This is a genomic window from Sphaerotilus sulfidivorans (genome assembly GCF_013426975.1).
In the GTDB taxonomy this organism is placed as follows: Bacteria; Pseudomonadota; Gammaproteobacteria; order Burkholderiales; family Burkholderiaceae_C; genus Sphaerotilus; species Sphaerotilus sulfidivorans.
Window position 1 is genome coordinate 1 of record NZ_JACCPY010000044.1, and the last position, 23140, is coordinate 23140.

Here is a 23140-nt window from a genome sequence, read left to right on the forward strand (position 1 = left end):
GAACCACATCAACCTGACCGGTGACTACGTCTGGCGCGGCGGCGTGCCCGGCAAGGGGCGGTTCCGGCCGCTTCGGCCTGTGGGGTGGCCTTAGCGTACGATTTTTTCCGTTTTCTGCGGCGGCCCGACTTTCTGCTGGGGGGCTTCCGGCGGCTGGTGGGCGAGTGGCTGCGGCACGAGCCGGGGCGCAACCCGCGCGACATCGCGCAGAAAGCGCTCGACGGCGTGGCCGGCGTGGACCTGAACCCGTTCGCGGTGGCGATCGCGCGCTTTCGCCTGTGGGTGGCGGCGCTGCAGGTGGCCGAGGTGGGCCGGCTGGCCGATGCGCCGGACTTCAAGGTGCATGTGGCCATCGGCGACAGCCTGCTGCACGGGCGCCGGTTCGGGCTGACGCAGACCGATTCGCTGTTCGAGGCGGCCGAGGCGCTGGCGCAATACGGGCTGGACCACGCCTATCTCAGCGAGGATCTGGAGCAGGTCAACCAGATCCTGGGCCGGCAGTACCACGCGGTGGTGGGCAATCCGCCGTACATCGTGGTGGGTGACAAGGCGCTGAATGCGGCCTACCGGCTGAAATACGCGAGCTGCCATCGGCAATATTCGCTCGGCGCGCCGTTTACCGAGCGTTTCTTCGAGCTGGCTGTTTCTCCCCAGGGTTCGACCGAGGCGGGCCATGTCGGGCTGATCACCGCCAATTCCTTCATGAAGCGCGAGTTCGGCTCGAAGCTGATCGAGGAGGTGCTGCCGCGGCTGGACCTGACGCATGTGGTCGACACCTCGGGCGCCTACATTCCCGGCCACGGCACGCCCACCGTCATCCTCTTTGGCCGTCACCGCAAGCCGATGCTGGCGGCGGTGCGCACGGTGATGGGCATCAAGGGCGAGCCCAGCACGCCGGACGACCCGGCGCGGGGCTGGGTCTGGAGCGCCATCGTCGACCAGATCGACCGGCCGGGCAGCGAGAGCGAATTCATCAGCGTCGCCGACACGCCGCGGGCGACGTTCGGCAAGCACCCGTGGAGCCTGGGAGGGGGTGGTGCGTCAGAACTTCGAGAGCAGATCGAAGAAGGTTCAGTCAGGCTGAGAGAGATCCGAGCCGACATAGGCTATTCGGTCATCACAGGAGAAGACAACTGCCTGATGCTGCCAACAAGCGCAGTGAATCGGCTGGGGTTCTCTGGAGCCAAGACCATCGTTGAAGGTGATGTCGTTCGGGATTGGACCTGCTTTTCTGATTTGGCCGTGCTCTGGCCTTACAGCGACTTGGGCAAAGATGTTGGAGGAGACATCAAGCTAGCCCATGCCAAAGGTTTGTGGAACTACCGTACGTCGCTGAAAGATCGCAAGGCGTTTGGCGTACCAGTTGAGCAGAAGGGCCTGCGGTGGTGGGACCTTCGTGAGGTCTATCGGGCTCGCCTTGTTCAGCCCCTCACCATCACCTTCGCCGAGGTTGCCACCCACAACCACTTCGTCCTCGACCGCGGCGGCAAGGTGTTCAAGCAGACCGCCCCGGTCATCAAGCTGCCCGCCGGCAGCAGCGAAGACGAGCACCTGGGGCTGCTGGGGTTGCTGAATTCGTCGGTGGCGTGCTTCTGGCTGAAGCAGGTGTGCCAGAAAAAAGGAGCTCATCTTGCCGGCAAGCGCACGAGAGAAGAGCGCTACGCCTTCAACGCTACGAATGTTGCAGAGCTTCCGCTGCCTGCGTCGCGCCCGCTGGATCTTGCCAAGCGGCTGGAAGAACTGAGCCTGCAGCGTCAAACGTGCTTGCCACGGGCTGTCATGGCACTTCCTCAGCTTCCCAGCCGGGAAGACTTGGACTGCGCTAGCGGATCGGCTGAGTACGTTCTCAGACAGATGATTGGCCTGCAGGAAGAGCTGGACTGGCAGTGCTACGGGCTTTACGGCTTGCTTCCTGAAAATGTGCAGGCACAGGATCTTGAACACTTGGTCATGGCCCCTATACCGGTTGCGCTGGGCGAACGTGCCTTCGAGATCGTGCTGGCGCGCCGCATGGCCGCCGGCCAGGAGCAGAGCACCTGGTTCGAGCGCCATGGCTCCACCCCCGTCACCGAGGTGCCGGCGCACTGGCCCGAGGCCTACCGCCGCACAGTGCAGCGTCGCATCGACCTGATCGAATCCAGCACAGCGATCAGTCTGCTCGAACGCCCAGACTACAAGCGCCGCTGGAACACTCCCGAGTGGGAGGAGATGGAACAGGCCGCACTGCGCGAGTGGCTGCTCGACCGCCTGGAGGCGCCCCGGCTCTGGCCCGCCAGCGACGAGCAGCCGGCGCAGCTCGTCAGCGTGCGTCGCCTGGCCGACGCGGTGGCGCACGACGCCGACTTCCTGCAGGTGGCCGAGCTCTACGCCGGCCAGGCCGGCTTCGACCTGCTGCGGCTGGTGCAGGAGCTGGTGGCGGCCGAGTCGGTGCCCTTCCTGCCGGTGCTGCGCTACACCGAGACCGGCCTGCGCAAGCGCGCCCAGTGGCAGGACACCTGGACGCTGCAGCGCCAGGAAGACGCCATCGACGCCCGGGTCATCGCCGACAACGCCGAGGCCTGGCGCGCCGAGCTGACCGAGCAGGCCCACGCGCAGTTCGGCAGCGCCACGCTGACCGACGCCCAGGCCTGGATCGAGCAGCAGCTCGCAGCCGAGATCGCCCGCCAGCAGCAGGAAGACAAAGACGCACAGGTCGGAGCGATCGCCGTACCACCAAAGTACAAAAGCGAAGACTTCACAGCGACCTCGTACTGGGACTTACGCGGAGCACTGGACGTGCCCAAGGAGCGCTGGATCAGCTACCCCGGCTGCGAACGCGGCGCCGACGGCACCCCGCCGCTGGCCTGGGCCGGCTGGACCCCGCTGCAGCAGGCCACCGCGCTGGCCGGCTACCTGCTCGACATGAAGGACAACGAGGGCTGGGAGCCCGCGCGCCTGCAGCCGCTGCTGGCCGGCCTGCTGGAGCTGGTGCCGTGGCTGCAGCAGTGGCACAACACGCTCGACCCGGTCTACGGCGAACGCATGGGCGACTACTTCGCCGGCTTCGTCGCCGACCAGGCCCGCGCGCTGGGCTTCACGCTCGACCAGCTGCGCGCCTGGCGGCCCGCCTCCGGCGCCGTCGCCCGCAAGCGCGCCGGGCGGCCGCGCAAGGGGGCGGCATGAGTACCGGCCCCAGCCCGGCGCGCCGGGTCGACTACGTGGCCAGCGCCCGGCGCCACCACCGCGATGCCCAGCTGCTGTGGGCCGAAGGCCGTGCGGCCAACGCCAGCCAGCTGTGGGGCCTGGCGATGGAGTGCGGGCTGAAGGTGGTGCTGCTGGCCGCGGGCGTGGTGCCCGAGGCCGATGGCTCGCTGCCCGACCGGCGCCGGTTCCGCGAGCACCTGCCCACGCTGGCCGACCGGGTGGACCTGCTGGGCCACCTGATCCCCGACGGCCGGCTGGCCCACCGCTACCTGGCCTTGCTGCCGGGCCGGGCCGCCTTTGCCAACTGGGCGGTGGACCAGCGCTACTGGCACGAAGACGCCTTGCCTGCGGCGACACTGCCCGCCTGGCAGGCCGCCGCCGATGAGGTGGCCCGGATGCTGGACGAAGCCCTGCTGGATGGAGTGTTGCGATGACGAGCCCCTTGCACTTTGCGGACGCGCTGCGCCAAGCGGCGCGCACCGCCACCGACCCCGCGCTGCCGCCCACGCCGGCCGTGCGCGTCATCCGAGATGTACACGGCCGCCTGCGCTTTGCGGTGGACGCCACCGAGAAGAGTTATGCCGCCAGTGGCAAGGCCACGCTGGAGGCCGGCCAGGCGGCGCTGGGGCCGTGGTCGGGCGGCGCCACGGTGTTGTTCCGCGACCAGTTCTCCAACCCCGCAGCCGTGTTTGACAGCGCCGATTGGCACTTCACCCGCGTGCCTCAGGGTCACGACGCCGACGGTGAGCCCCTGGACGTGCGCACCGTCCAACTGCTGGACCGCCAGATCACCGGCCAGGACTGGCTGCGCACCCCGGCGCCGGGTGCGCACGGCCAGGCCCACCGGGTGGTGTTCTTCGGCCTGAAGGGCGGCGTGGGCCGCTCCACCGCGCTGAGCCTGACGGCCTGGGGCCTGGCCCGCCGAGGCCGCAGGGTGCTGCTGGTGGATTTCGACCTGGAGTCGCCCGGCTTGTCCAGCCTGGTGCTGCCCGCCGAGCAGGTGCCCGAGTTCGGCCTGGTGGACTGGCTGGTGGAGGACGCGGTGGGGCAGGGCGCCGCCTTGCTGCCAGGCATGGTGGCCGACAGCCCGCTGGCCACGGGCACCCCCGGCAGCGTGCGGGTGGCCACGGCCATGGGGCGCGAGGAGCGCGACTACCTGCCCAAGCTGGCCCGCGCCTATGCCGACGTGGCCAGCCCGGCCGGCCCGCAGCCCCTGGGCGCGCGCCTGCGCCGGCTGCTGGAGCAGCTGGAGGCGCAGGAGCAAGCCGATGTGGTGCTGATCGACAGCCGCGCCGGCCTGCACGACCTGGCCGCCGTGGCCATCACCAGCCTGGCCGACAGCGCCTTGCTGTTTGCCACCGATGGCGCGCAGACCTGGGCCGGCTACCGCCAGCTGTTCGCCCACTGGCAGCGGCGGCCCGACGTGGTGAGCGATGTGCGGGAACGGCTGAAGCTGGTGCGGGCGCTGCAGCCGGTCAAGGGCGGGACGGAGCGCCTCAAGCACTTCAAGCAACAGGCCTACCAACTGTTCGTGGGGCTGTACGACGACATTCCGCCCGAGGCTCCCGCCAGTGCCAGTGCCAGTGCCAGTGCCCCGGCAGCGGCTACGGCCTCACCGGCGCCCTTCAGCCCGCCGGAGGCTGAGGAGTCGGCGCCGCACAGCCCGCTGCGGATCCGCTGGAGCGAGCTGTTCCAGGAGTTCGACCCCCGCCTGCACCTGGGAGACGGCAGCGCGGAGCCCCAGGACGTCGAGCTCATCTTCGGCGAGCTGATCAACTGGGTACACGAACGCTGCCAGGAGGCCCGCCCATGACCGATGTGCAACGCCTGCGGCAGGGCCTGATCGAGGCCACCCGCACGCTGGACGAGACCCCGGGCCAGACCACCCCGCCCGAGTTCACCTACCTGCCGCCCAGCCACGCCCGGGCGCTGGATCTGGAGGCCACCTTGGTGGAGGGCATCCGCGGCGCCGGCAAATCCTTCTGGTGGCGGCAGATGGCGCAGTCCTCGCACCAGCAGTTTTTGCAGGCGCACTTTCGCCAGTTGCGCTGGCCGGCCGGCTTGCGGGTGTGCCAGGGCTTTGGCACCGACGCGGCCCCCGCCCACTGGCCCGATGCGGACACCTTGGCCCAGCTGACCCGGCTGCACACGCCCCGCGCGATCTGGCGCGCCGTCATCGGCGTGCATGCGGGGCTGGCGGGCGGGTTTGCCGAGCAGGTGGGCTGGGATCAGCGCGTGGCCTGGGTCGAGGCCCGGCCCGAGGCCTATGCCCACGCGCTGCAGGCGGCCGACCAGGCCCTGGCCGACCGTGGGGAGCACCTGCTGGTGCTGTTTGATGCGCTGGACCGCCTGGCGGACGACTGGGCGCAGATCCACCCGCTGGCCCGAAGCCTGCTGCAGGTGGCGCTGGACATGCGGTCCACCCGGCGCATCCGCTGCAAGGTGTTTGCCCGGCCCGACAACCTGCAGGCGCCTCAGATCACCAGCTTCCCGGACTTCTCCAAGTTGCTGGCCGGAAAGGCATCGCTGGAGTGGCGCCGGGCCGACCTGTACGCGCTGTTGTTGCAGCGCCTGGGCAACACGGCCGACGCGGCACTGACGCTGCAGCAGTGGGTGGCCGAGCTGCTGCAGCAGCCGGTGCCCACGGTGGCCGCACAGCCCTGGCTGGTGCCCGACAGGCTGCGCACCGACGAGGCCTTGCAGGAGCGGCTGTTCGAGCGCCTGGCGGGTCGTGCCATGGGCAGCAGCACCAAGCGGGGCAAGCCCTACTCGTGGCTGATCAACCACCTGGTGGACGGCGTGGGCCAGGTCAGCCCGCGCAGCTTCCTGGCCGCGCTGGGTGTGGCCGCCGCCGAGGCCGCCACCGATGCGCCGCAGGCCATCGACTACCGCGGCATCCAGAGCGGAGTGCGCAAGGCATCTTCCATCCGGGCGACCGAGATCGTCGAGGACTATCCATGGGTGCGCCTGGTGATGGCGCCATTGACGGGCAAGCTGACGGTGCCGTGCAAGGCCAGCGAGATCGACACCCTGTGGGCGGCCGACGACACCTTGGGCCTGCTGCAGGGCTTGCTGCAGCATGAAAACGTCAAGCTGCCCCCAGCGCACCTGGACCAGGGTGGCAAGGGCGTGCTGATCGACCTGGAAGCCCTCGGCATGGTCCAGCGCATCGACGGCGACCGCGTGCAGGTGCCTGACGCCTACCGCATCGCCTACGGCATGGGCCGCCGCGGCGGGGTGACGCCGTTGAAGTGATTCCACAAGAAATGAGGGAGCCCCATTCATGCCATTGATCCGAGATCTCATCGCCATCCCCGAGCGGGTGCACCAGGGCGACTTCGTCCTCAAGCTGTCCGAGGGCGTGGCCCAGGCCGAGCAGACGCTGCGCGACTATGTGGTCACGCCGGAGCTGGCCGCGGCGTTCAGGAACGCGCTGGGCTTCATCCAGCAGGCCGTCAGCAGCCACAGCAGCAAGGCGGCCTATCTGCACGGCTCCTTCGGCTCGGGCAAGAGCCATTTCATGGCGGTGCTCAACCTGCTGCTGGCCGGCCATGCGCAGGCGCGCTCGATGCCGGAGCTGGCCGAGGTGGTGGCCCAGCTCGACTGGGCACGCGGCAAGCGCTTCCTGATGGTGCCGTATCACATGATCGGCGCCATCGACATGGAATCGGCCGTGCTGGGCCAGTACGCCGCGCATGTGCGGCGCCTGCATCCCGACGCGCCGGTGCCCGGCTTCTACCTGGCCGAGGAGCTGTTCAAGGACGCGAGCGCGCTGCGCCAGCGCCTGGGCGACGCCGCCTTCTTCGACAAGCTCAACGAGGCGCCTGGCGCGGCGGGCGCCAGCGCAGGCAACGCTGGCAGCGGCTGGGGCGAGATGGACGGCGGCTGGGATGCGCTCAGCTTCGAGGCGGCGCTGCTGGAGCCGCCCGAGGGCGAGGAGCGCGGCCGCCTGGTGGGCGCGCTGATCAGCCAGTTCTTCACCGCCTACCAGGCGCTGGCCGGGGCCGGCGAATCCTTCGTGCCGCTGGACGCCGGCCTGGCCATCATGAGTCGCCATGCCCGCGACCTGGGCTATGACGCGGTCATTCTGTTCCTGGACGAGCTGGTGCTGTGGCTGGCCAGCCATGCGGCCGATGTCGGCTTCGTCAGCCGCGAGGGCACCAAGCTGGTCAAGCTGGTCGAGGCCACGCACGCCGATCGGCCGGTCCCGCTGGTCAGCTTCGTGGCCCGCCAGCGCGACCTGCGCGACCTGGTTGGCGAGAACCTGAGCGGCGCGGCGGGCGTGCAGTTCAGCGACGTGCTCAAGCACTGGGAGGCGCGCTTCCACCGCATCACGCTGGAAGACCGCAACCTGCCGGCGATCGCCGAGAAGCGGGTGCTGCGCCCGGTGGACGATGCCGCGCGCAAGGCGCTGTCGCAGGCCTTCGACGATGTGCTGCGCCTGCGCCGCGACGTGCTCGACACGCTGCTGACCACCGACGCCGACCGCGACATGTTCCGCAAGGTCTATCCCTTCAGCCCGGCGCTGGTGCAGACGCTGATCGCGGTGTCGTCGGCGCTGCAGCGCGAACGCACCGCGCTGAAGCTGATGCTGCAGCTGCTGGTGGACCGGCGCGCCGACCTGGAGCTTGGCCAGCTGATCCCGGTGGGCGACCTCTGGGACGTGATCGCCGAGGGCGACGAGCCCTTCTCGGAGGGCATGCGGCTGCACTTCGAGAATGCCAAGCGCCTGTTCGGCCAGCGCCTGCTGCCGCTGCTCGAGGCCCGGGCCGGCACCACCTGGGAGGCGGTGCGGCAGGGCCAGGCCGAGCCGGCGCGCGCGCGCGTGCTGCGCAACGACGCCCGGCTGATCAAGACCCTGCTGCTGGCCGCGCTGGTGCCCGAGGTCGAATCGCTCAAGGCATTGACCGCCCCGCGCCTGGCCGCGCTCAACCACGGCACCTTCCGCTCGCCGATCCCCGGCCAGGAGGCGCAGCAGGTGCTGAGCAAGCTGCGCGACTGGTCCGGCGAGGTGGGCGAGCTCAAGGTCACCGAGGACAGCAACCCGGTGGTGTCGATCCAGATCACCGGGGTCGATCTGGAGCCGGTACTCAAGGCCGCCGAGGTGGTGGACAACCCCGGCAACCGGCGCAAGACGGTGCGCGAGCTGCTGTTCAGGGAGCTGGGCATCGAGGACAAGGGCGCGATGTTCCATCACTTCGAGCTGACCTGGCGCGGCACGCGCCGCGAGGTCGAGGTGGTGTACGAGAACGTGCGCGACATGGCCGACGACCGGCTCCAGGACCGCACCGGCGCCTGGACCGTGGTGCTGGGCCTGCCCTTCGACGAGGCGCACCGCAGCCCGACCGACGACCTGGCGCGCCTGGGCGACTACCGCGGCAGCCCCACGTACACGCTGGTCTGGCTGCCCGCCTTCCTCAGCGCCAGGGCCGAGGGTGATCTCAAGCGCTTCGTGATCCTCGACCACATCCTGCAGGGCGAGCGCTTCGACACCTACACCACGCACCTGTCCTATGTCGACCGGGTGCAGGCCCGGGCCCTGGCCCGCAACCAGCGCGATGCCCTGCGCACCAAGCTGGTCGGCCACCTGGAGGTGGCCTACGGCGTGCGCAGCGAGCCGCGCACCTCGGTCATCCAGGCGCTCAGCGCCGAGCAGCAGTTCCGCAGCCTGGATCCGACGCTGGCCCCCCGCCCGCCGGTCGGCGCGAACCTGCAGGCCGCCTTCGAGCACCTGCTCGACCAGCTCTTCACCCACCGCTATCCCGAGCATCCGCTCTTCGAGAGCGAGATCAAGACCGCCGCGGTGCGCCGCGTCTGGCCGGAGCTGCGCGCCGCCCTGGAGGCGCCGCAGCACCGCGGCCTGGTCAGCGACGCCGGCCTGCGCAAGACCGTGCGTGCGGTGGTTCACCCGCTGCGCCTGGGCCACATGGGCGACACGCACCTGCTCGTCGAGACCCACTGGCAGAGCCACTTCGCGCAGCAGCGGGCCCTGGACCCGCAGGGCGGCGCGCTGAGCGTGGGCCGGGTGCGCGGCTGGATCGACCAGCCGCGCCCGAAGGGCCTGCCGATCGAGCTGCAGAACCTGATCATCCTGACCTGGGCCCAGCAGACCCACCGCCGCCTGGTGCTCAACGGCGGGCCGTTCGAGGCCGAGGTCGATCGCCTGCCCGACGAGGTGGAGCTGCGCGAGCAGACACTGCCGGCACCCGCCGACTGGGAACGCGCGATCCGGCTGGCCGGCGAGCTGCTGGGCGTGGTGGCACCGCAGACCCTCAGCGGCACGAATGTGGGCAAGCTGGTGGCCGATGTCCGCAAGGCCGTGCGCGAGCGCCAGGGCGGCGTCAAGGCCCTGGTCGATGCCCTGCGCCCGCGCTGCGAGCGCCATGCCGGCGGATCGGACGGTGCCCGCTGGCGCACCGCGCGGGCCGCGCAGTCCGCCCTGGCGGCGCTGGCCGCGGCCGACGAGACGCTGCTGGTCGCCACGCTGGCCCGGCTGGAGGTGGATACCTCCGAGACCGCGATGGGCCGCTCCATCGCCCAGGCACAGGCGCTGGCCGACACGCTGGCCGGCACGCGCTGGACGCTGTTCGAGGCCCTGGGCCGGCTGGGCGACGTCGACCCGCGCATGCGCCAGGCCCAGGCCCTGCTGAAGGATCTGGCCACGCTGCTGGTCACCGACGAATACGTCTCGGCCCTCAGGCCCGGGCTGCAGGGCCTGGAGCAGATGGCCACCGACCTGCTGACCGCCACGCCACCGGCGCCCGCGGCCCCTGCATCGGCAGCGGCACCGGTGCCCCCCCCTCCCCACCCGCTGCCGCTGACGGGCGGACTGCAGCCGAGCCCACCCTCTGCGCCCCCGCTGCCGCCCTCTCCGGGCACCGAGCTGATCGGCGAGGAGAACCACCGGGTGATGGACGGGCAGGCGGCCCGCGCCGCGCTGGCGCAGCTGCAGGAGCAGATCGCCGCCGCCGGGAGCGATCTGGAGCTGACCCTGAGCTGGCGTCTGGTGCGCCGGAGGAAGCCGGCGTGAGCATGGCCCTGTCCGTCAACGAAGCCCAGATCGCGGCGCAGATCGATGCGCTGCTCGACCGCGACCCGCACACGCGCGTGGTCGCGCTGCGCAGCGCGAGCCGGCAGGCCTGGCCGAACGGGCTGACACGCCGCGAGCGGCACTTCGAGCTGTGCTGGTGCGAGAGCCGTCTGGCCCTGCGCGAGGCCCTCGACCGCCTGGAGCAGGAAGGCGCCTCCGAGGGCTGCGGACTGGTGCTGCTGACGCCGCTGGGCGAACAGGACCTGCCGGCCGATGTGGTGGCGCGGCTGGCCCGCGGCCGGCTGTTCCAGCCCCAGGGCTGGGAGATCGTGCGCCAGCTCTTCGGCGCGCAGGGCACCGATGCCCGGCTCGGCGCCCACGACTGGATGCCGCAGGTGCTGGTCGATCTGGCCGCTCAGGGGCCGTATGTGCCGGTGGCCAGCGGCTTCCTGGATGCCGAGACCGCCTGGCGCGAGGTGCTGGTGCGAGGGCTGGGGCTGGACAGCGCCCGGCCCGATGCCTGTGCGCTGCTGGCCTGGACCCTGCGCCCGGACGCCGATCCGAGGCTGGCCCGCCTGCCCGAGCGCGGCCGGCGCGACACGCTGAAGTGGCTGAGCGAGCAGGCCGGCGCCGGCGGCGAGCTGACGGTACGCTGCATCCTGGCTGGCCGCACCGGCGACGCGCTCGCCCTGGCGCTGGCCTGCGGGGTGGTGTTCTCGCCGCGCGGCGAAGGCGATGCGGCGCTGGCCACCGCCGCCGTGCGCATGGAGCGCCACATCGGTGACCAGCCCCTGGGCCTCGTCGCCGCCCGGCGCTGGAGCGAAGACGCCCGCCAGCTGGCCCGGACCCTGCCGCTGGAGACGCTGCGCGGCGCGCTGGATCGGGCAGACACCCTGCTGGGCGAATTGCGGGTGGCCGAACACGCACATCACAGCGACCTGCTGCCGCTGGGATTCGAACAACGCCTGGCACGCCATGCCCAGGCCCTGCAGGCTCAGGTGGAGGCTCCGGGCGAGGCGCAGATGGCCGCTGTGGAGGAGACGGCCAACGCGGTGCTGCAGCATCACCTGGCGGCATCCCAGACCCTGCGCAGCGAGCGGGTGTGCATGTCAAGACGCCTGGCGCGCTGGTGGGGCCAGGCGGGCCGGCCGGCATCGGCCTCGCCTGCAGACCTCGACGCCCTGGCGGCGCAGCAGGCCGACGAAGGCGCCTATGTCGACTGGGCGCGCGCGCGCCTGCTCGGCGGCGACGAACAGGCTGCGCTGTCCGAGGCCTATGCCCGGCTGCGCACCGCGGTGCAGGCCCGCCGTGAGCAGGATGCCCGGTCCTTCGCGCTGGCCCTGAGCCAGGCCATCGGCTCGGCCCGCACGCCAGGAGCCCGCGGCCTGCCGGTCGAGCAGGCACTGGACCGTGTCGTGGCGCCGCTGGCCCGCCATCATCCGGTGCTGCTGCTGGTGGTGGACGGCCTGAGCGTGTCGATCTTCCGCGAGCTGTTCGACCGCTGCGAGCGCCACGGCTGGACCGAGATCCTGCGGCAAGAGGCCCAGCGGCCGGACTGCGGCCTGGCCGTGCTGCCGACGGTGACCACGGTCAGCCGGGCCAGCCTGCTGGCCGGACGCATCACCCGGGGCGGACAGTCGGAGGAGAAGCTGGCCTTCGCCAGCCATCCCGGTCTGACCCTGCTGGGCTCGCCCCAGGAACGCCCGCGGCTGTTCCACAAGGCCGACCTGATCGACGACGGTCACCTGGCCACCGACGTGCGCGCGGCGATCGGCAACCCCGCGCTGAAGGTGGTCGGCGTGGTCCACAACGCCGTGGACGATCACCTCGGCGGGCCGCAGCAGCTGCACCAGCGCTGGGATCTTCAGGATCTGCGGCTGATGCTGCCGATCCTGCGCGAGGCGCTGACGGCGCGACGGGTGGTGGTGGTCACCGCCGACCACGGTCATGTGCTGGAGGACGGCAGCCAGCAGGTCGGCACCGTCACCGGAGGCGAGCGCTGGCGCCCCGGCCTCCGGGCGGAGGCGGCTGCGGAGATCGCCGTGTCGGGTCACCGCGTGCACACCCCCGACGGACAGGACCAGGCCGTGCTGCTGTGGAGCGAGACCGCACGCTACTCGGGCCGCAAGAACGGCTACCACGGCGGGGCCTCGCCGGCCGAGGTGGTGGTGCCGATGAGCGTGTTCGCCCCCTTTGGCATGGACGTGCCCGGCTGGAAGGCTGCGCCGCCCCAGCATCCTGAATGGTGGGATCTGCCCGGCGCCGTGCTGCCCCAGGCCGATGCCCCGACCCCGACCAAGGCGCCTTCACGTCGCCCCGGTGCACCGCGCCAGGCACCGAAGTCCGCACGCCATCCGCAGCTCTTCACCGAGGAGGAGGCACCGGTTCCGGTCCAGGATCCGGAACCGGTGGTCACGCCGGGCGTGCCGGTGATGTCCGCGGCATCCGACTGGATCGGCGCCCTGATCTCCAGCCCGATCTATGCCTCACAGAAGCAGCTTGCGGCCCGGGTCCAGCTGCCGGAGGCGCAGTTGCGGTGTCTGCTGGACGCCCTGGGCGAGCGGGGCGGCAAGCTGGGCAGGACAGCGCTGGCCCAGCGCCTGGGTCTGGCGGAGATCCGCCTGGGCGGTGTGCTGAGCGCGGCACGCAGGCTGCTGAACGTGGACCAGGCCCCGGTGCTGGTGGTAGATGAGCGTGCCGGTGTGGTCGAGCTCAACCGCGAGCTGCTGGCGGTGCAGTTCCAGCTCGGCACGGGGGCGGGCAGAACAGCGGGAGCACAAGCATCATGATCAGCGCCGCACGACGGGAAGAGATCGTCAGCGCCCTGCGCCGGGGAACCGTGCCAGGCGCCGGACTGGACGCGTTGGCCGTCGGCATCGAGGCCCTGGCGCCCTGCCTCGACGAGGAACTCGACAGCGTGGCCCGGGGCCGGGCCGGATTCAAGGCCGTGCGGGGCGAGTACGGCAGCGGCAAGACCTTCTTCGGACGCTGGCTCCAGGAACGTGCCCGCGCCCTGGGCCATGTCACCAGCGAGGTGCAGATCAACGAGACGGAAACGCCGCTGCACCGCCTGGAGACGGTGTACCGGCGCCTGGTCGAGCATCTGTCGACCGCCGACACCCCGCAGGGCGCCTTTCGCACCGTGATCGACGGCTGGTTCTTTGCGCTCGAACAGGACGTCCTGGCCGACGAGACGCTGGATGCCAGCGACACCGCCGCCCTGCTCGATCGCACCAATGCCCTGATGGAGGCCAGGCTGGCCAGCATCAGCCGCGCGGCCCCGGCCTTCGCGGCCGTGCTGCGGGCCTACCGCCAGGCGCTGGCCGAAGGGAACATGCAGATCGCCGACGGGCTGATCGCCTGGCTGGCCGGCCAGCCCAATGTGGCCGCCAGCGTGAAGCGCCGTGCCGGCATCAAGGGCGATCTCGATCATTTTGCGGCCGCGAACTTCCTCGCCGGTCTGCTGACCATCCTGCGCGACAGCGGCTACAGCGGCCTGCTGCTCGTGCTCGACGAGGTCGAGACGCTGCAGCGCATGCGCGCAGACGCCCGCGAGAAAGGCCTGAACGCGCTGCGACAGTGGATCGACGAGATCGATGCCGGGCGCTACCCCGGCCTGTATCTGGTGATCACCGGCACGCCGGCCTTCTTCGACGGTCCGCAAGGCGTGCAGCGCCTGGCCCCGCTGGCGCAGAGACTGCATGTGGACTTCGGCACCGACCAGCGCTTCGACAATCCGCGGGCAGTTCAGATCCGCCTGGCCGCCTTCGACCAGGGCTCGCTGCTGGCGGTCGGACGCAAGGTGCGCGATCTCTACGCCGCAGGACGGGCCTGCGAGGAGCGGCTGCGACGTCGGGCCGATGATGCCTATGTCGAGCAGCTCGCACGGGCGGTGGCAGGAGGCCTGGGTGGCAAGGTGGGCGTGGCGCCTCGGCTGTTCCTGAAGAAACTGGTGGCCGACGTGCTCGATCGCATCGAGCTGCACGCGGACTTCGATCCCCGCCGGCACTATCAGCTCACGCTGGTCGAGCGGGAGATGACCGTCAACGAGCGCGCGGCCGCCAGCGCGCTGTCCGTGGACGACATCGATCTGTGAGCGACTTCGATCGGCTGCATCCGGCACTGCGGCACCACATCGTCAACACGCTGGGCTGGTCGACGCTGAGACCGACCCAGCTGGCGGCGATCGCGCCGATCCAGTCCGGCCAGCATGGCCTGCTGCTGGCACCGACCGCCGGAGGCAAGACCGAAGCTGCCTTCCTGCCCGTGCTGTCGCGCATGCTCGACGAACACTGGACCGGCACAAGTGTGCTGTACGTCTGTCCGATCAAGGCGCTGCTGAACAATCTGGAGCCCCGGCTTGCGCACTACGCGGGCCTGGTGGGCCGCCGGGTGGAGGTCTGGCACGGCGATGTCTCGGTGGCACGCAAGCGCAGGATCCTGAGTGATCCGCCCGATGTGCTGCTCACGACCCCCGAATCGCTCGAAGGCATGCTGATCTCGCCCCGTCTGGAGCGCGAGGCCTGGTTCGGCCAGATGCGCTGCGTGATCGCCGACGAGCTGCACGCCTTTGCCGCCGGCGATCGCGGCTGGCATCTGCGCAGCGTGATCACGCGCATCGACCGCTATGCAGATCACCCGCTGCAACGCATCGGCCTGTCCGCGACGGTCTCCAACCCCGACGAGCTGCTGGACTGGTTCGCGCCCTGCGGATCGCGCCAGGTGGTGGGCAGCTCCAGCGTGAGCACGGAGGCGGATGTGACCCTCGACCATGTGGGGTCGCTGGAGAATGCCGCCATCGTGATCTCGCGTCTGCATCGGGGCGAAAAGCGTCTGGTGTTCTGCGATTCACGTGCCAGCGCCGAGAACCTGGGGACCGGGCTGCGCGAGCTGGGGGTGCGCACCTTCGTCAGCCATGCTTCACTGTCGGTGGCCGAGCGACGGCATGCCGAGGACGCCTTCGCGCAGGAGCGCGACTGCGTGATCGTGGCGACCTCCACCCTGGAGCTTGGCATCGATGTCGGCGATCTGGACCGCGTGATCCAGATCGATGCACCGGGCTCGGTCAGCTCGTTCCTGCAGCGCATGGGCCGCAGCGGCCGGCGCGCCGGGAGCGCTCGCAACTGCCTGTTCCTCACGACCAGCGAAACGGCCTTGCTGAGCGCTGCCGCCCTCTGCAGGCTCTGGTCACGGGGATGGGTGGAAAAAGCCCTGCCGCCTGTCCAGCCCTGGAACGTGCTCGTCCAGCAGTCGCTGCTGATGGTGCTGGAGCACGGGCAGATGACCGTCTCCGAACTGCACATCCGGCTGACGGACAGCTTCCCGGAGCTGGAGCCCGCAGGCGTGCATGCCTGTCTCGATCATCTGGTGGCACAAGGCCATCTGGCGAGCCCGGAGCCCGGATGGGTGCAGATCGGTCCGCAGGCACAGAGCCAGCACGAGCGCAGCCACTACCGCGACCTGCTTGTCACCTTCACCGGCCCCGATCAGCTCGTCGGCAAGCACGGCACGGCGGAAGTGGGCTATCTGGACCCGACGGTCCTGCTGGGCAAGCAGGAGGAGCCCAGACGGGTTCTGCTGAGCGGCCGCAGCTGGATCGTGCGCGAGATCGACTGGAAGCGTCGCGTGGTCTGGCTGGAACCCGCCGCCCAGGGCGGCCAGGCCCGCTGGATGGGCAGCGCGCGGGGCATGAGCGCCGAGGTGGCCATGGCCGTGCGAGATCTTCTGCGCAGCGGAGATGCTGGTGTGGCCAGCCTGTCCAGGCGCGCGGCAGCCACGCTGCACGACCTGATGGACGTGATGCCGACACAGGTCGATCCGCCTGCGGTGCAGGCCCAGAGCGCATCGACGTGGCTCATGTGGACCTATGCAGGAACCGATGCCAATCGGCGTCAGCAACTGGCCTGGCGCCATGCCGGCGCCAGCAGGAGCGACGGACTGTCCATCACCTGGCGCACCGATCCGCGTGCCGTGGTCTTCACGTCCGACCTCGATCCCGTCCTCGGCGCAGAGGAACTGGCTGAGCTGGCACGTCCCTTCAAGTTCGCGGACATGCTGCCGCCAGATGGTTTGTCGCGCATGGTGGTGGCAAGACTGGGCTTGAGCTCGGCCTGAGCGGGTGATTTCATTTTTCTCACAACAGGAGCAAGATTCAACGAAATCAATGCCAGCCAGTGAGGGAGACGACAGTGAAGGTGCTTCACACCTCGGAGGCCTACCAGGCGATTCGCGAAGGACGGGTGTGGAGGCTGCTGGCAGCAGACCTGGCACCGCAGGTCCTGGCCATGCTGGGCGATCTCTTCATGGGGGACGACAAGGTGCTGCCGGGATCCGTGCTGTTCGAACGACTCACGAGAGACCTTGAAGCCCTGCGCAGCCAGGGCCATGCCCTCCCGCAGACGGCACAGGCCTACGCCGCGGACTGGCTGTCGCAGGGCTGGCTCTCCCGACGTTTTCCCGAAGGCGCGTCCGAAGAGGTGTACGAGCTCACCGCCGATGCCGTGACCGCATTGCGCCTGATCGACAGCATTCATCGCCCACGCACCGCGGCCACCGAAAGTCGGCTGGCCACGGTGATGCAACAGGTGATTGGCCTGGCCGAGGAGACGGACACCAACGCCCATCGCCGTCTGGCGGCCTTGATGGCTGAACGCGATCGACTCGATCAGGACATCGCCGCAGTCCAGCGTGGTCAGGCCAGAACCCTGCCCGAAGACCGAGCCGTCGAGCGGGCTCGGGAAGTGATTGCGCTCGCGCAGGATCTGACGGCCGACTTCCGCCATGTGCGTGATGCCTTCGAGCGACTTCACCGCGATCTGCGTCAGAGCCTGATGGAACATGAAGGCCACCGTGGCGACGTGCTGGAACAACTTTTTGCGGGCGTGGACCTGATCGGGAACAGCGAAGCAGGGCGCACATTCACCGCGTTCTGGCGCCTGCTGACCGATGGTGAACAGTCCCTTGCGTTGACCGAATCCCTGGATGCGGTCACCCATCGCGACTTTGCCCGGCGCCTCGATGCAGGAGAACGTCGCTTCCTTCAGTCCTTGACCACGACGCTGCTGGCCGAGGGCGGCGAGGTGCACAACGTGCTGCAGCAGTTTGCCCGCAGCCTCAGGAGCTTCGTGCAAAGCCGTGAGTTCCAGGAAAACCGCCGTCTGCATGTGCTGCTGAAACAGGCCCAACTGGCAGCTCTGGCCGCGAAAGATCATGTCCGTGCCAACGAACCGTCGGGGTTCACCTTGTCATTGACCAGCAGCCGCATCCGCTCGGTGGCGCAGTGGACTCTGTACGACCCGAGCCTGCGGCTACCGGATGCCCATATGGAGGATGCTGCACCGTCCCCCTGGAGCCTCCAGGACGTCGAGGCGCTGGTTCGGCAGTCTGAAATCGACTTCCCCACGCTGCGCGCCCACATCCGGGCTGTGCTCCTTGAAACATCGCAGGCCTCCATCGCCGACGTGCTGAGGCGCTTCCCCGCAGAACAGGGCTTCGGCACGGTGGTCGGCTATGTGGCACTCGGTGCCCGGCACGGAGAAGTGACCGAGGCCATCCAGCATGTCAGCTGGCAGAGCGCGGATGGAGAGCGGCGCAGCGCCCGTATCCCGGCCATCTACTTCCTGAGGGAGACCTTTGTTGACGCCTTGCAGTGACTCCATGGACGCGTTGCCTGTCGATACGGATGAAGCCATCCTGCCAAGCGATGCAGATGCCACTTTCGTGGGTGACACGGGTCAGCTGGTCCTCGAGACCCGGCGAGCGCTTGTGCAGCTGCTGCTCGGTCCTTGCGTCGATGCGCATCGCCAGTCAAGGCTGTGGCCCGTGCTGCTGCGTGACGAAGCCATCCTTCGTTCGCGGCTGCACGACCTGTTCCTGGATCTGATCATCGACCGCGAGCAGAAGATCGCGTTCACCCGCCAGGTGGTCACCGACAACATCGATGTGCCGGTCCTGCTGCGCCGTGCGCCGCTTACCTTTCTGGAGTCGGCACTGGTCTTGTTCCTGCGCCAACGCCTGACAGAGGCGGACACACGAGGCGAGCGCGCGGTGGTGTCCAGGACCGAGCTGCTCGAGCATCTGCAGGTCTTCGAGCGCGACCGGAACGTGGATCACGCGCGCTTCGAGCGCCAGCGGGAAAACGCGTTCGAGAAGGCGAAGACGCTGAACCTGCTGCACCGGCTCCGGGGAGGTGACGATCGCTTCGAGATTTCGCCAACGCTCAAGCTCCTGTTCCCGGCCGAAGAGATACAGGCCCTGACGCAGTCGTACACCGCACTGACCCAGACAGCCCATCCGGCCGACACCAGCCACGGCGAGGAACAAGCCGAGTGAGCACGATCACACACACCCTGAGCCTCTTCCCGATGGACGAGCAGCCTGTCGACGCGGGCGCGCGCAACCAGATGAAGCTCCGGCTGATTCAGCTCTTCAACTGGGGGACGTTCCAGGGTCTGCTGCGTGTCAGCATCGCCGAGCCAGGCTACCTTTTCGTCGGCCCCTCAGGCTCAGGCAAGTCGACGATCCTGGATGCCCATGCTGCTTTGACCACCCCGCCGAGGTGGGTCGACTTCAATGTGGCGGCACGAGAAGCAGAGAAGCGCGCGAAGGACCGCAACCTGATGACCTATGTGCGCGGAGCCTGGGCCCAGCAGACCACCGACGCCGGCGAATATGCCGCCCAGTTCCTGCGCACCGACACCACATGGACGGCCATCGCGGAGACCTACCGCGACGACCATGGACATGTCGTCGTGCTGGCGCAGGTGCTCTGGGTGCGCGGAAAATCGACCAGTGCCGCCGACGTGAAGCGGCTCTACCTTGTGCTCGAACGTGAACTGGACCTGCAGGAGCTGCAGTTCTTCCCCGCGCACGACTTCGACAGTCGGCGCTTCAAGTTCGACATGCCGGATGCCTTTGTCCAGGCGGATTTCAGCCCTTACCAGGAGCGGTTCCGTCGCCTGCTCGGCATCGATAGCGAACGTGCCTTGCGTCTGCTGCACAAGACCCAGGCCGCAAAGAATCTGGGAGATCTGAACGATTTCATGCGCGACTTCATGCTGGAGCCGCCGGAGACCTTCAAGCTGGTCGACAAGCTCGTCGATCAGTTCGCCGAGCTGAACGAAGCCCACCGCGCGGTGGTGTCGGCACGCCAGCAGATCGAGACGCTCAGACCCGCCCAGGAAGAAGCGCAACAGCTTGAGAAGGCACGTCTCGCCAGGAACGAACTCGACGAGCTGTCGGCTGGCGTGGACAAGTACAAGGAGCAGACACGACAGCGCCTGCTGGAGAGGGCCATCGCGGAACAGCAGACCGATCTGGCCGGGATGACTCACGAAGCGACCCGTCTGGATGGGCTCGAGAAGAACGAATTTACGAAGCTGCGCTCGCTGCAGGACCAGCGCAGCGGCATGGGCGGCAGCCTGCTCGAGGATCTCTCTGCCCAGCTGGAGGCTGCTGAGACCACCCGGAAAAAACGGTTCGCCAAACGAGAATCTGTCCGTGCGGCGTGCGCCATCCTGGACTGGGCGCCGCCTGACAACGCGTTGTGGTTCACTCAGCGCAGGGACGCCGCCAGGGCAGCCCTGCTGGATGCAGATGCCAAACAAGAGGCGCAGACCGAGAAAACATACAGCCTGCGAAAACAGTCTGAAGATGCAGCAGACCGGTTCCGCAGCGTCGTCGTCGAGATCAAGGCGCTCGAACGGCAGCGTTCGAACATCCCCGCCAGGATGTTGGCGGTACGTGAGCGCCTGGCCGATGCGCTGGGCATCAGGGAAGAGTGCCTGCCGTTCGCTGGCGAGCTCATCGAAGTCCGCCAGGATGAGGCGTCCTGGCGCGGCGCCATCGAGCGAGTGCTCCATGGCTTTGCACAATCGCTCCTGGTCGAGGATCGCCACTACGCCCAGGTCGCGGCCTACCTGAACGAGACAAGCGTCGGCGAGCGTGTCGTGTACCTGAGGATGACGCCATTGAGGTCCGAACCTCGCAGCCCGGGGGAGAACTCGCTGATTCTCAAGCTCAGCTTCGCCGACATGCCTCAAGCCGACTGGGTCAGGAACGAACTCAAGGCGCACTTCGACCACGACTGCGCGGAAACCGTCCAGGCTTTTCGCGCAGCCCCCCGTGCCATCACCCGCGAAGGTCAGATCAAGCACAACAGCACCCGGCACGAAAAAAATGACCGTCACCGCGTCGACGACCCGAGTCGCTGGGTCCTGGGCTTCGACAACGCAGCCAAGCTCTCCCACTTCAAGCAAGAGGCCCACAGACTGTCACAGCAGATCGAAGACCTGCGCCAAGCACTTGAGGCCGCAAGGGCGGCAGAGTCCAGCGAGCGCGAACGGTTGAAAGCCCATGCCCAGCTGGCAAACACGGAGTGGGATGAAGTCGATGTGAACTCGGTCATCGAAAGCATCGAGGCCTTGCAGTCGCGCATCGAGAGGGAAAAGGCAACGCGCCCCGATCTGGCCAAACTTGACGATGAGATCAAGCTTCAGGAAAGCTCGCACGAGCGCGCACGACGCATCCACAGCGATCACCTGGGTCGTGTGCGTGCGCAGATGCTGAAGATCCAGGCACTGCAGAGGGAAACCGAAAAGCTCCGTCCCGAACTTCTGAGGGTCGAGCTCACGCCATTCCAGCAAAGCGGTCTCGACGAGCGGTATGCACGCTACCTGCCAGACATGACCTGGGAGACGGTCGACAACGCCACCACACAGGTCGTTCGTGGCATCAACGCCGACGAGCGCGAGGCAAGCCAGCACATTCTTCAGCTGGAACACGGCATCGAGCGGCGCCTGGCGGATTTCCTGCGCCAGTGGCCGGCCGAGTCGGACGGACTGGATGCCAGGATGGCCAGTGCACCGGACTTCTTCGCGAAGCTGACGCGACTGCAGGCCGACGGGTTGCCCAGACATGAGCAGCGTTTTCTCGACCTGCTGCGAGACCAGAGTGCGCAGAGCCTGGCCATGCTGCAGACGCAGCTTGACCAGGAACGCAAGGCCATCCGGGATCGCATGGCGCTTGTCAACGAGAGTCTGGAGACCACCCCCTTCGGGCCCGGCACCCACCTGGTCATCGAGACCCAGGACAAGCTGCAGGAGGATGTCCTGACCTTCAAGAGGACGCTCAGGAATGCCCTCAGCAACATGTTGACAACTCACGCACAGGAGGCGGAGCAGAGGTTCGAGGTCATCAGTACCCTGGTCAGACGGCTGGCCAGCCAGGAAACGGCCGACAGGAACTGGCGCGCACTGGTCCTGGACGTGCGGCAGCACGTCGATTTCGTTGCGCGCGAGCTCAACGAATTTGGCAAGGAAGTGGAGGTGTACCGCAGCGGTGCCGGCAAGTCCGGCGGTCAGAGACAGAAGCTGGCTGCCACCTGCCTGGCTGCAGCACTGCGCTATCAGCTCGGTGGACAGGAACGCACGCTGCCACGCTTCTCGACCGTCTTCCTGGACGAAGCCTTCGACAAGGCCGATGCCGAGTTCACGGCCATGGCGATGAACATCTTCAAGACATTCGGCTTCCAGATGATCATCGCCACGCCGTTGAAATCGGTGATGACGCTGGAGCCGTTCATCGGCGGTGCCGGCTTCGTGCATATCAAGGACCGCAAGACCTCCAGCGTGATTCCCATCGACTACGACGTCACAGGCCAACGCCTGATTCTTTCTTCAGCCCCCGACGACGATGGCGAAGAAGCTGCAAACGCCTGAACAGGTGAAGAACGGGCTCACAGTCCGCTATCAAAACCAGCATCGTGCCTGGCTCGGCGGAGCGGGGACCTGGCCCCTGGAAATCAACCTCGGCACACCGACCGAGGCCGACTTCGCTGCCGACATCTCGGCAGTCCGCAGATGGGTGGATGCATGGTCCAGCTGGCGTGGTGTCGGGGAACTTCACCAAGAGCGGCGCCAGTTCATGCGCATCGGTGTGCAGACACTGCCCTCGAGAGTCATTCTGCGCGGACCGGAAGAGGTGGCGGCGTGGTGCGGGCAGGCGCAGCGATGGCAGAGAGCAGCACTTCGCTGCGCGGACCTCGTCTCACACTGGCCCCGCCTCCAGGAACGACACGGCCTGGGCCGGCATTTCGACGTGCTGGCGGACTACAGCGAATCGGACTACACGCGCCTCCACACTGCACTGGCCTGGCTGCTATCCAATCCGGCCTCGGGCCTGCATGTGCGGCAACTGCCTCTCGAAGGGATCGACACCAAGTGGCTGGAGCAGCGAAAGCGCCTCATCGTGGACCTGTTGGGACTGATCCGGAACAGCGAGACCGAGACGGACTTCCACACGGCCTGCGGGCTGGTTCGGGCACCGCATCGGGTGCGCATGCGAATCCTGTGCCCGATCATGCGGAAGCAAGTGGGTGGCTTGCGAGACATCGAAGCTCCAGTGAGCGAACTGGCCGCCCTCTCACTCAACCCCCAGGTCGTCCTGCTGGTCGAAAACCAGGAAACCGGGTTGGCACTGCAGGACATGCCTGGTGTCGTCTCGTTCATGCGTCTGGGTGCAGCGGTCTCGGTCTTGGGGAGCATCCCCTGGCTGGCAGGTCGTCCAGCCGTCTACTGGGGCGACATCGACACGCACGGACTTGCCATCCTTGCACGGGCACGGAGAGTGTTGCCGTCGACGCGTTCGGTGATGATGGATGCTGCGACGCTCGAGCGGTACATCGAATTGACCGTTCAGGAACCGACCCAACATGCCGATGCCGAGCTTCCTGAACTGACCCTGGAAGAGATCAACGTGTTCAAGGGTCTGCGGTCTGGCCGCTGGGGCGAGCGGATCCGCCTCGAGCAGGAACGCATCACCTGGCCCGATGCGATGAGGGAACTCCAGATCGTGCTCGAACAAGCCCGGCGCCATGCGACAGCCGCACCGTGAACTCAAATCCCCTCACGTTGTCGGCGCTGTGGAACC

Annotated in this window: 12 protein-coding genes; all 12 read left to right on the forward strand. The window is 68.3% G+C overall.

The window, feature by feature from the left end; translation table 11 throughout:
• Positions 1-84 precede the first annotated feature (84 nt).
• The 12 genes from pglX to HZU84_RS18080 all read left to right on the forward strand — a co-directional run bounded on the left by pglX (position 85) and on the right by HZU84_RS18080 (position 23104).
• The gene (gene pglX, locus HZU84_RS18025) at positions 85-3162 is read left to right on the forward strand and encodes a BREX-2 system adenine-specific DNA-methyltransferase PglX (RefSeq protein ID WP_310734055.1); all 3078 of its coding nucleotides are present in this window, start codon (positions 85-87) and stop codon (positions 3160-3162) included.
• Positions 3159-3617 carry a hypothetical protein gene (locus tag HZU84_RS18030; protein ID WP_149501938.1) on the forward strand — a complete coding sequence of 153 codons (459 nt, stop codon included), beginning with the start codon at positions 3159-3161 and terminating at the stop codon, positions 3615-3617. Before pglX ends, HZU84_RS18030 begins: the two co-directional genes overlap by 4 nt.
• A complete protein-coding gene (locus HZU84_RS18035; protein ID WP_149501940.1) occupies positions 3614-4996 on the forward strand; it encodes a ParA family protein in 1383 nt (460 codons plus the stop codon). The genes HZU84_RS18030 and HZU84_RS18035 overlap by 4 nt, the downstream gene beginning before the upstream one ends.
• The gene (locus tag HZU84_RS18040) at positions 4993-6438 is read left to right on the forward strand and encodes a hypothetical protein (protein ID WP_149501942.1); all 1446 of its coding nucleotides are present in this window, start codon (positions 4993-4995) and stop codon (positions 6436-6438) included. The genes HZU84_RS18035 and HZU84_RS18040 overlap by 4 nt, the downstream gene beginning before the upstream one ends.
• A gap of 28 nt (positions 6439-6466) precedes the next feature.
• A complete protein-coding gene (locus HZU84_RS18045; protein ID WP_180693050.1) occupies positions 6467-10213 on the forward strand; it encodes a BREX-2 system ATPase PglY family protein in 3747 nt (1248 codons plus the stop codon).
• A gap of 2 nt (positions 10214-10215) precedes the next feature.
• Entirely contained in the window at positions 10216-13002 is a 2787-nt protein-coding gene (pglZ, locus tag HZU84_RS18050) for a BREX-2 system phosphatase PglZ (protein ID WP_244954265.1), read from the forward strand.
• Complete coding sequence (brxD, locus tag HZU84_RS18055; RefSeq protein ID WP_149501944.1) at positions 12999-14309, forward strand: BREX system ATP-binding protein BrxD; 1311 nt, start codon at positions 12999-13001, stop codon at positions 14307-14309. The genes pglZ and brxD overlap by 4 nt, the downstream gene beginning before the upstream one ends.
• Positions 14306-16327 (forward strand): DEAD/DEAH box helicase, encoded by a 2022-nt coding sequence (locus tag HZU84_RS18060; protein WP_180693051.1) that lies wholly within the window; start codon positions 14306-14308, stop codon positions 16325-16327. Before brxD ends, HZU84_RS18060 begins: the two co-directional genes overlap by 4 nt.
• A gap of 74 nt (positions 16328-16401) precedes the next feature.
• Positions 16402-17865: a DUF3375 domain-containing protein gene (locus HZU84_RS18065; RefSeq protein WP_180693052.1), complete on the forward strand. Its 1464-nt coding sequence runs from the start codon at positions 16402-16404 to the stop codon at positions 17863-17865.
• Positions 17866-17869: 4 nt separating this feature from the next.
• Positions 17870-18544, forward strand: coding sequence for a DUF4194 domain-containing protein (locus HZU84_RS18070; protein ID WP_149501977.1), 675 nt, complete (start codon positions 17870-17872; stop codon positions 18542-18544).
• Positions 18541-21930 carry an ATP-binding protein gene (locus HZU84_RS18075; protein WP_219340998.1) on the forward strand — a complete coding sequence of 1130 codons (3390 nt, stop codon included), beginning with the start codon at positions 18541-18543 and terminating at the stop codon, positions 21928-21930. The genes HZU84_RS18070 and HZU84_RS18075 overlap by 4 nt, the downstream gene beginning before the upstream one ends.
• A complete protein-coding gene (locus HZU84_RS18080; protein WP_149501975.1) occupies positions 21905-23104 on the forward strand; it encodes a DUF3322 domain-containing protein in 1200 nt (399 codons plus the stop codon). The genes HZU84_RS18075 and HZU84_RS18080 overlap by 26 nt, the downstream gene beginning before the upstream one ends.
• The last annotated feature ends 36 nt before the right edge of the window (positions 23105-23140 follow it).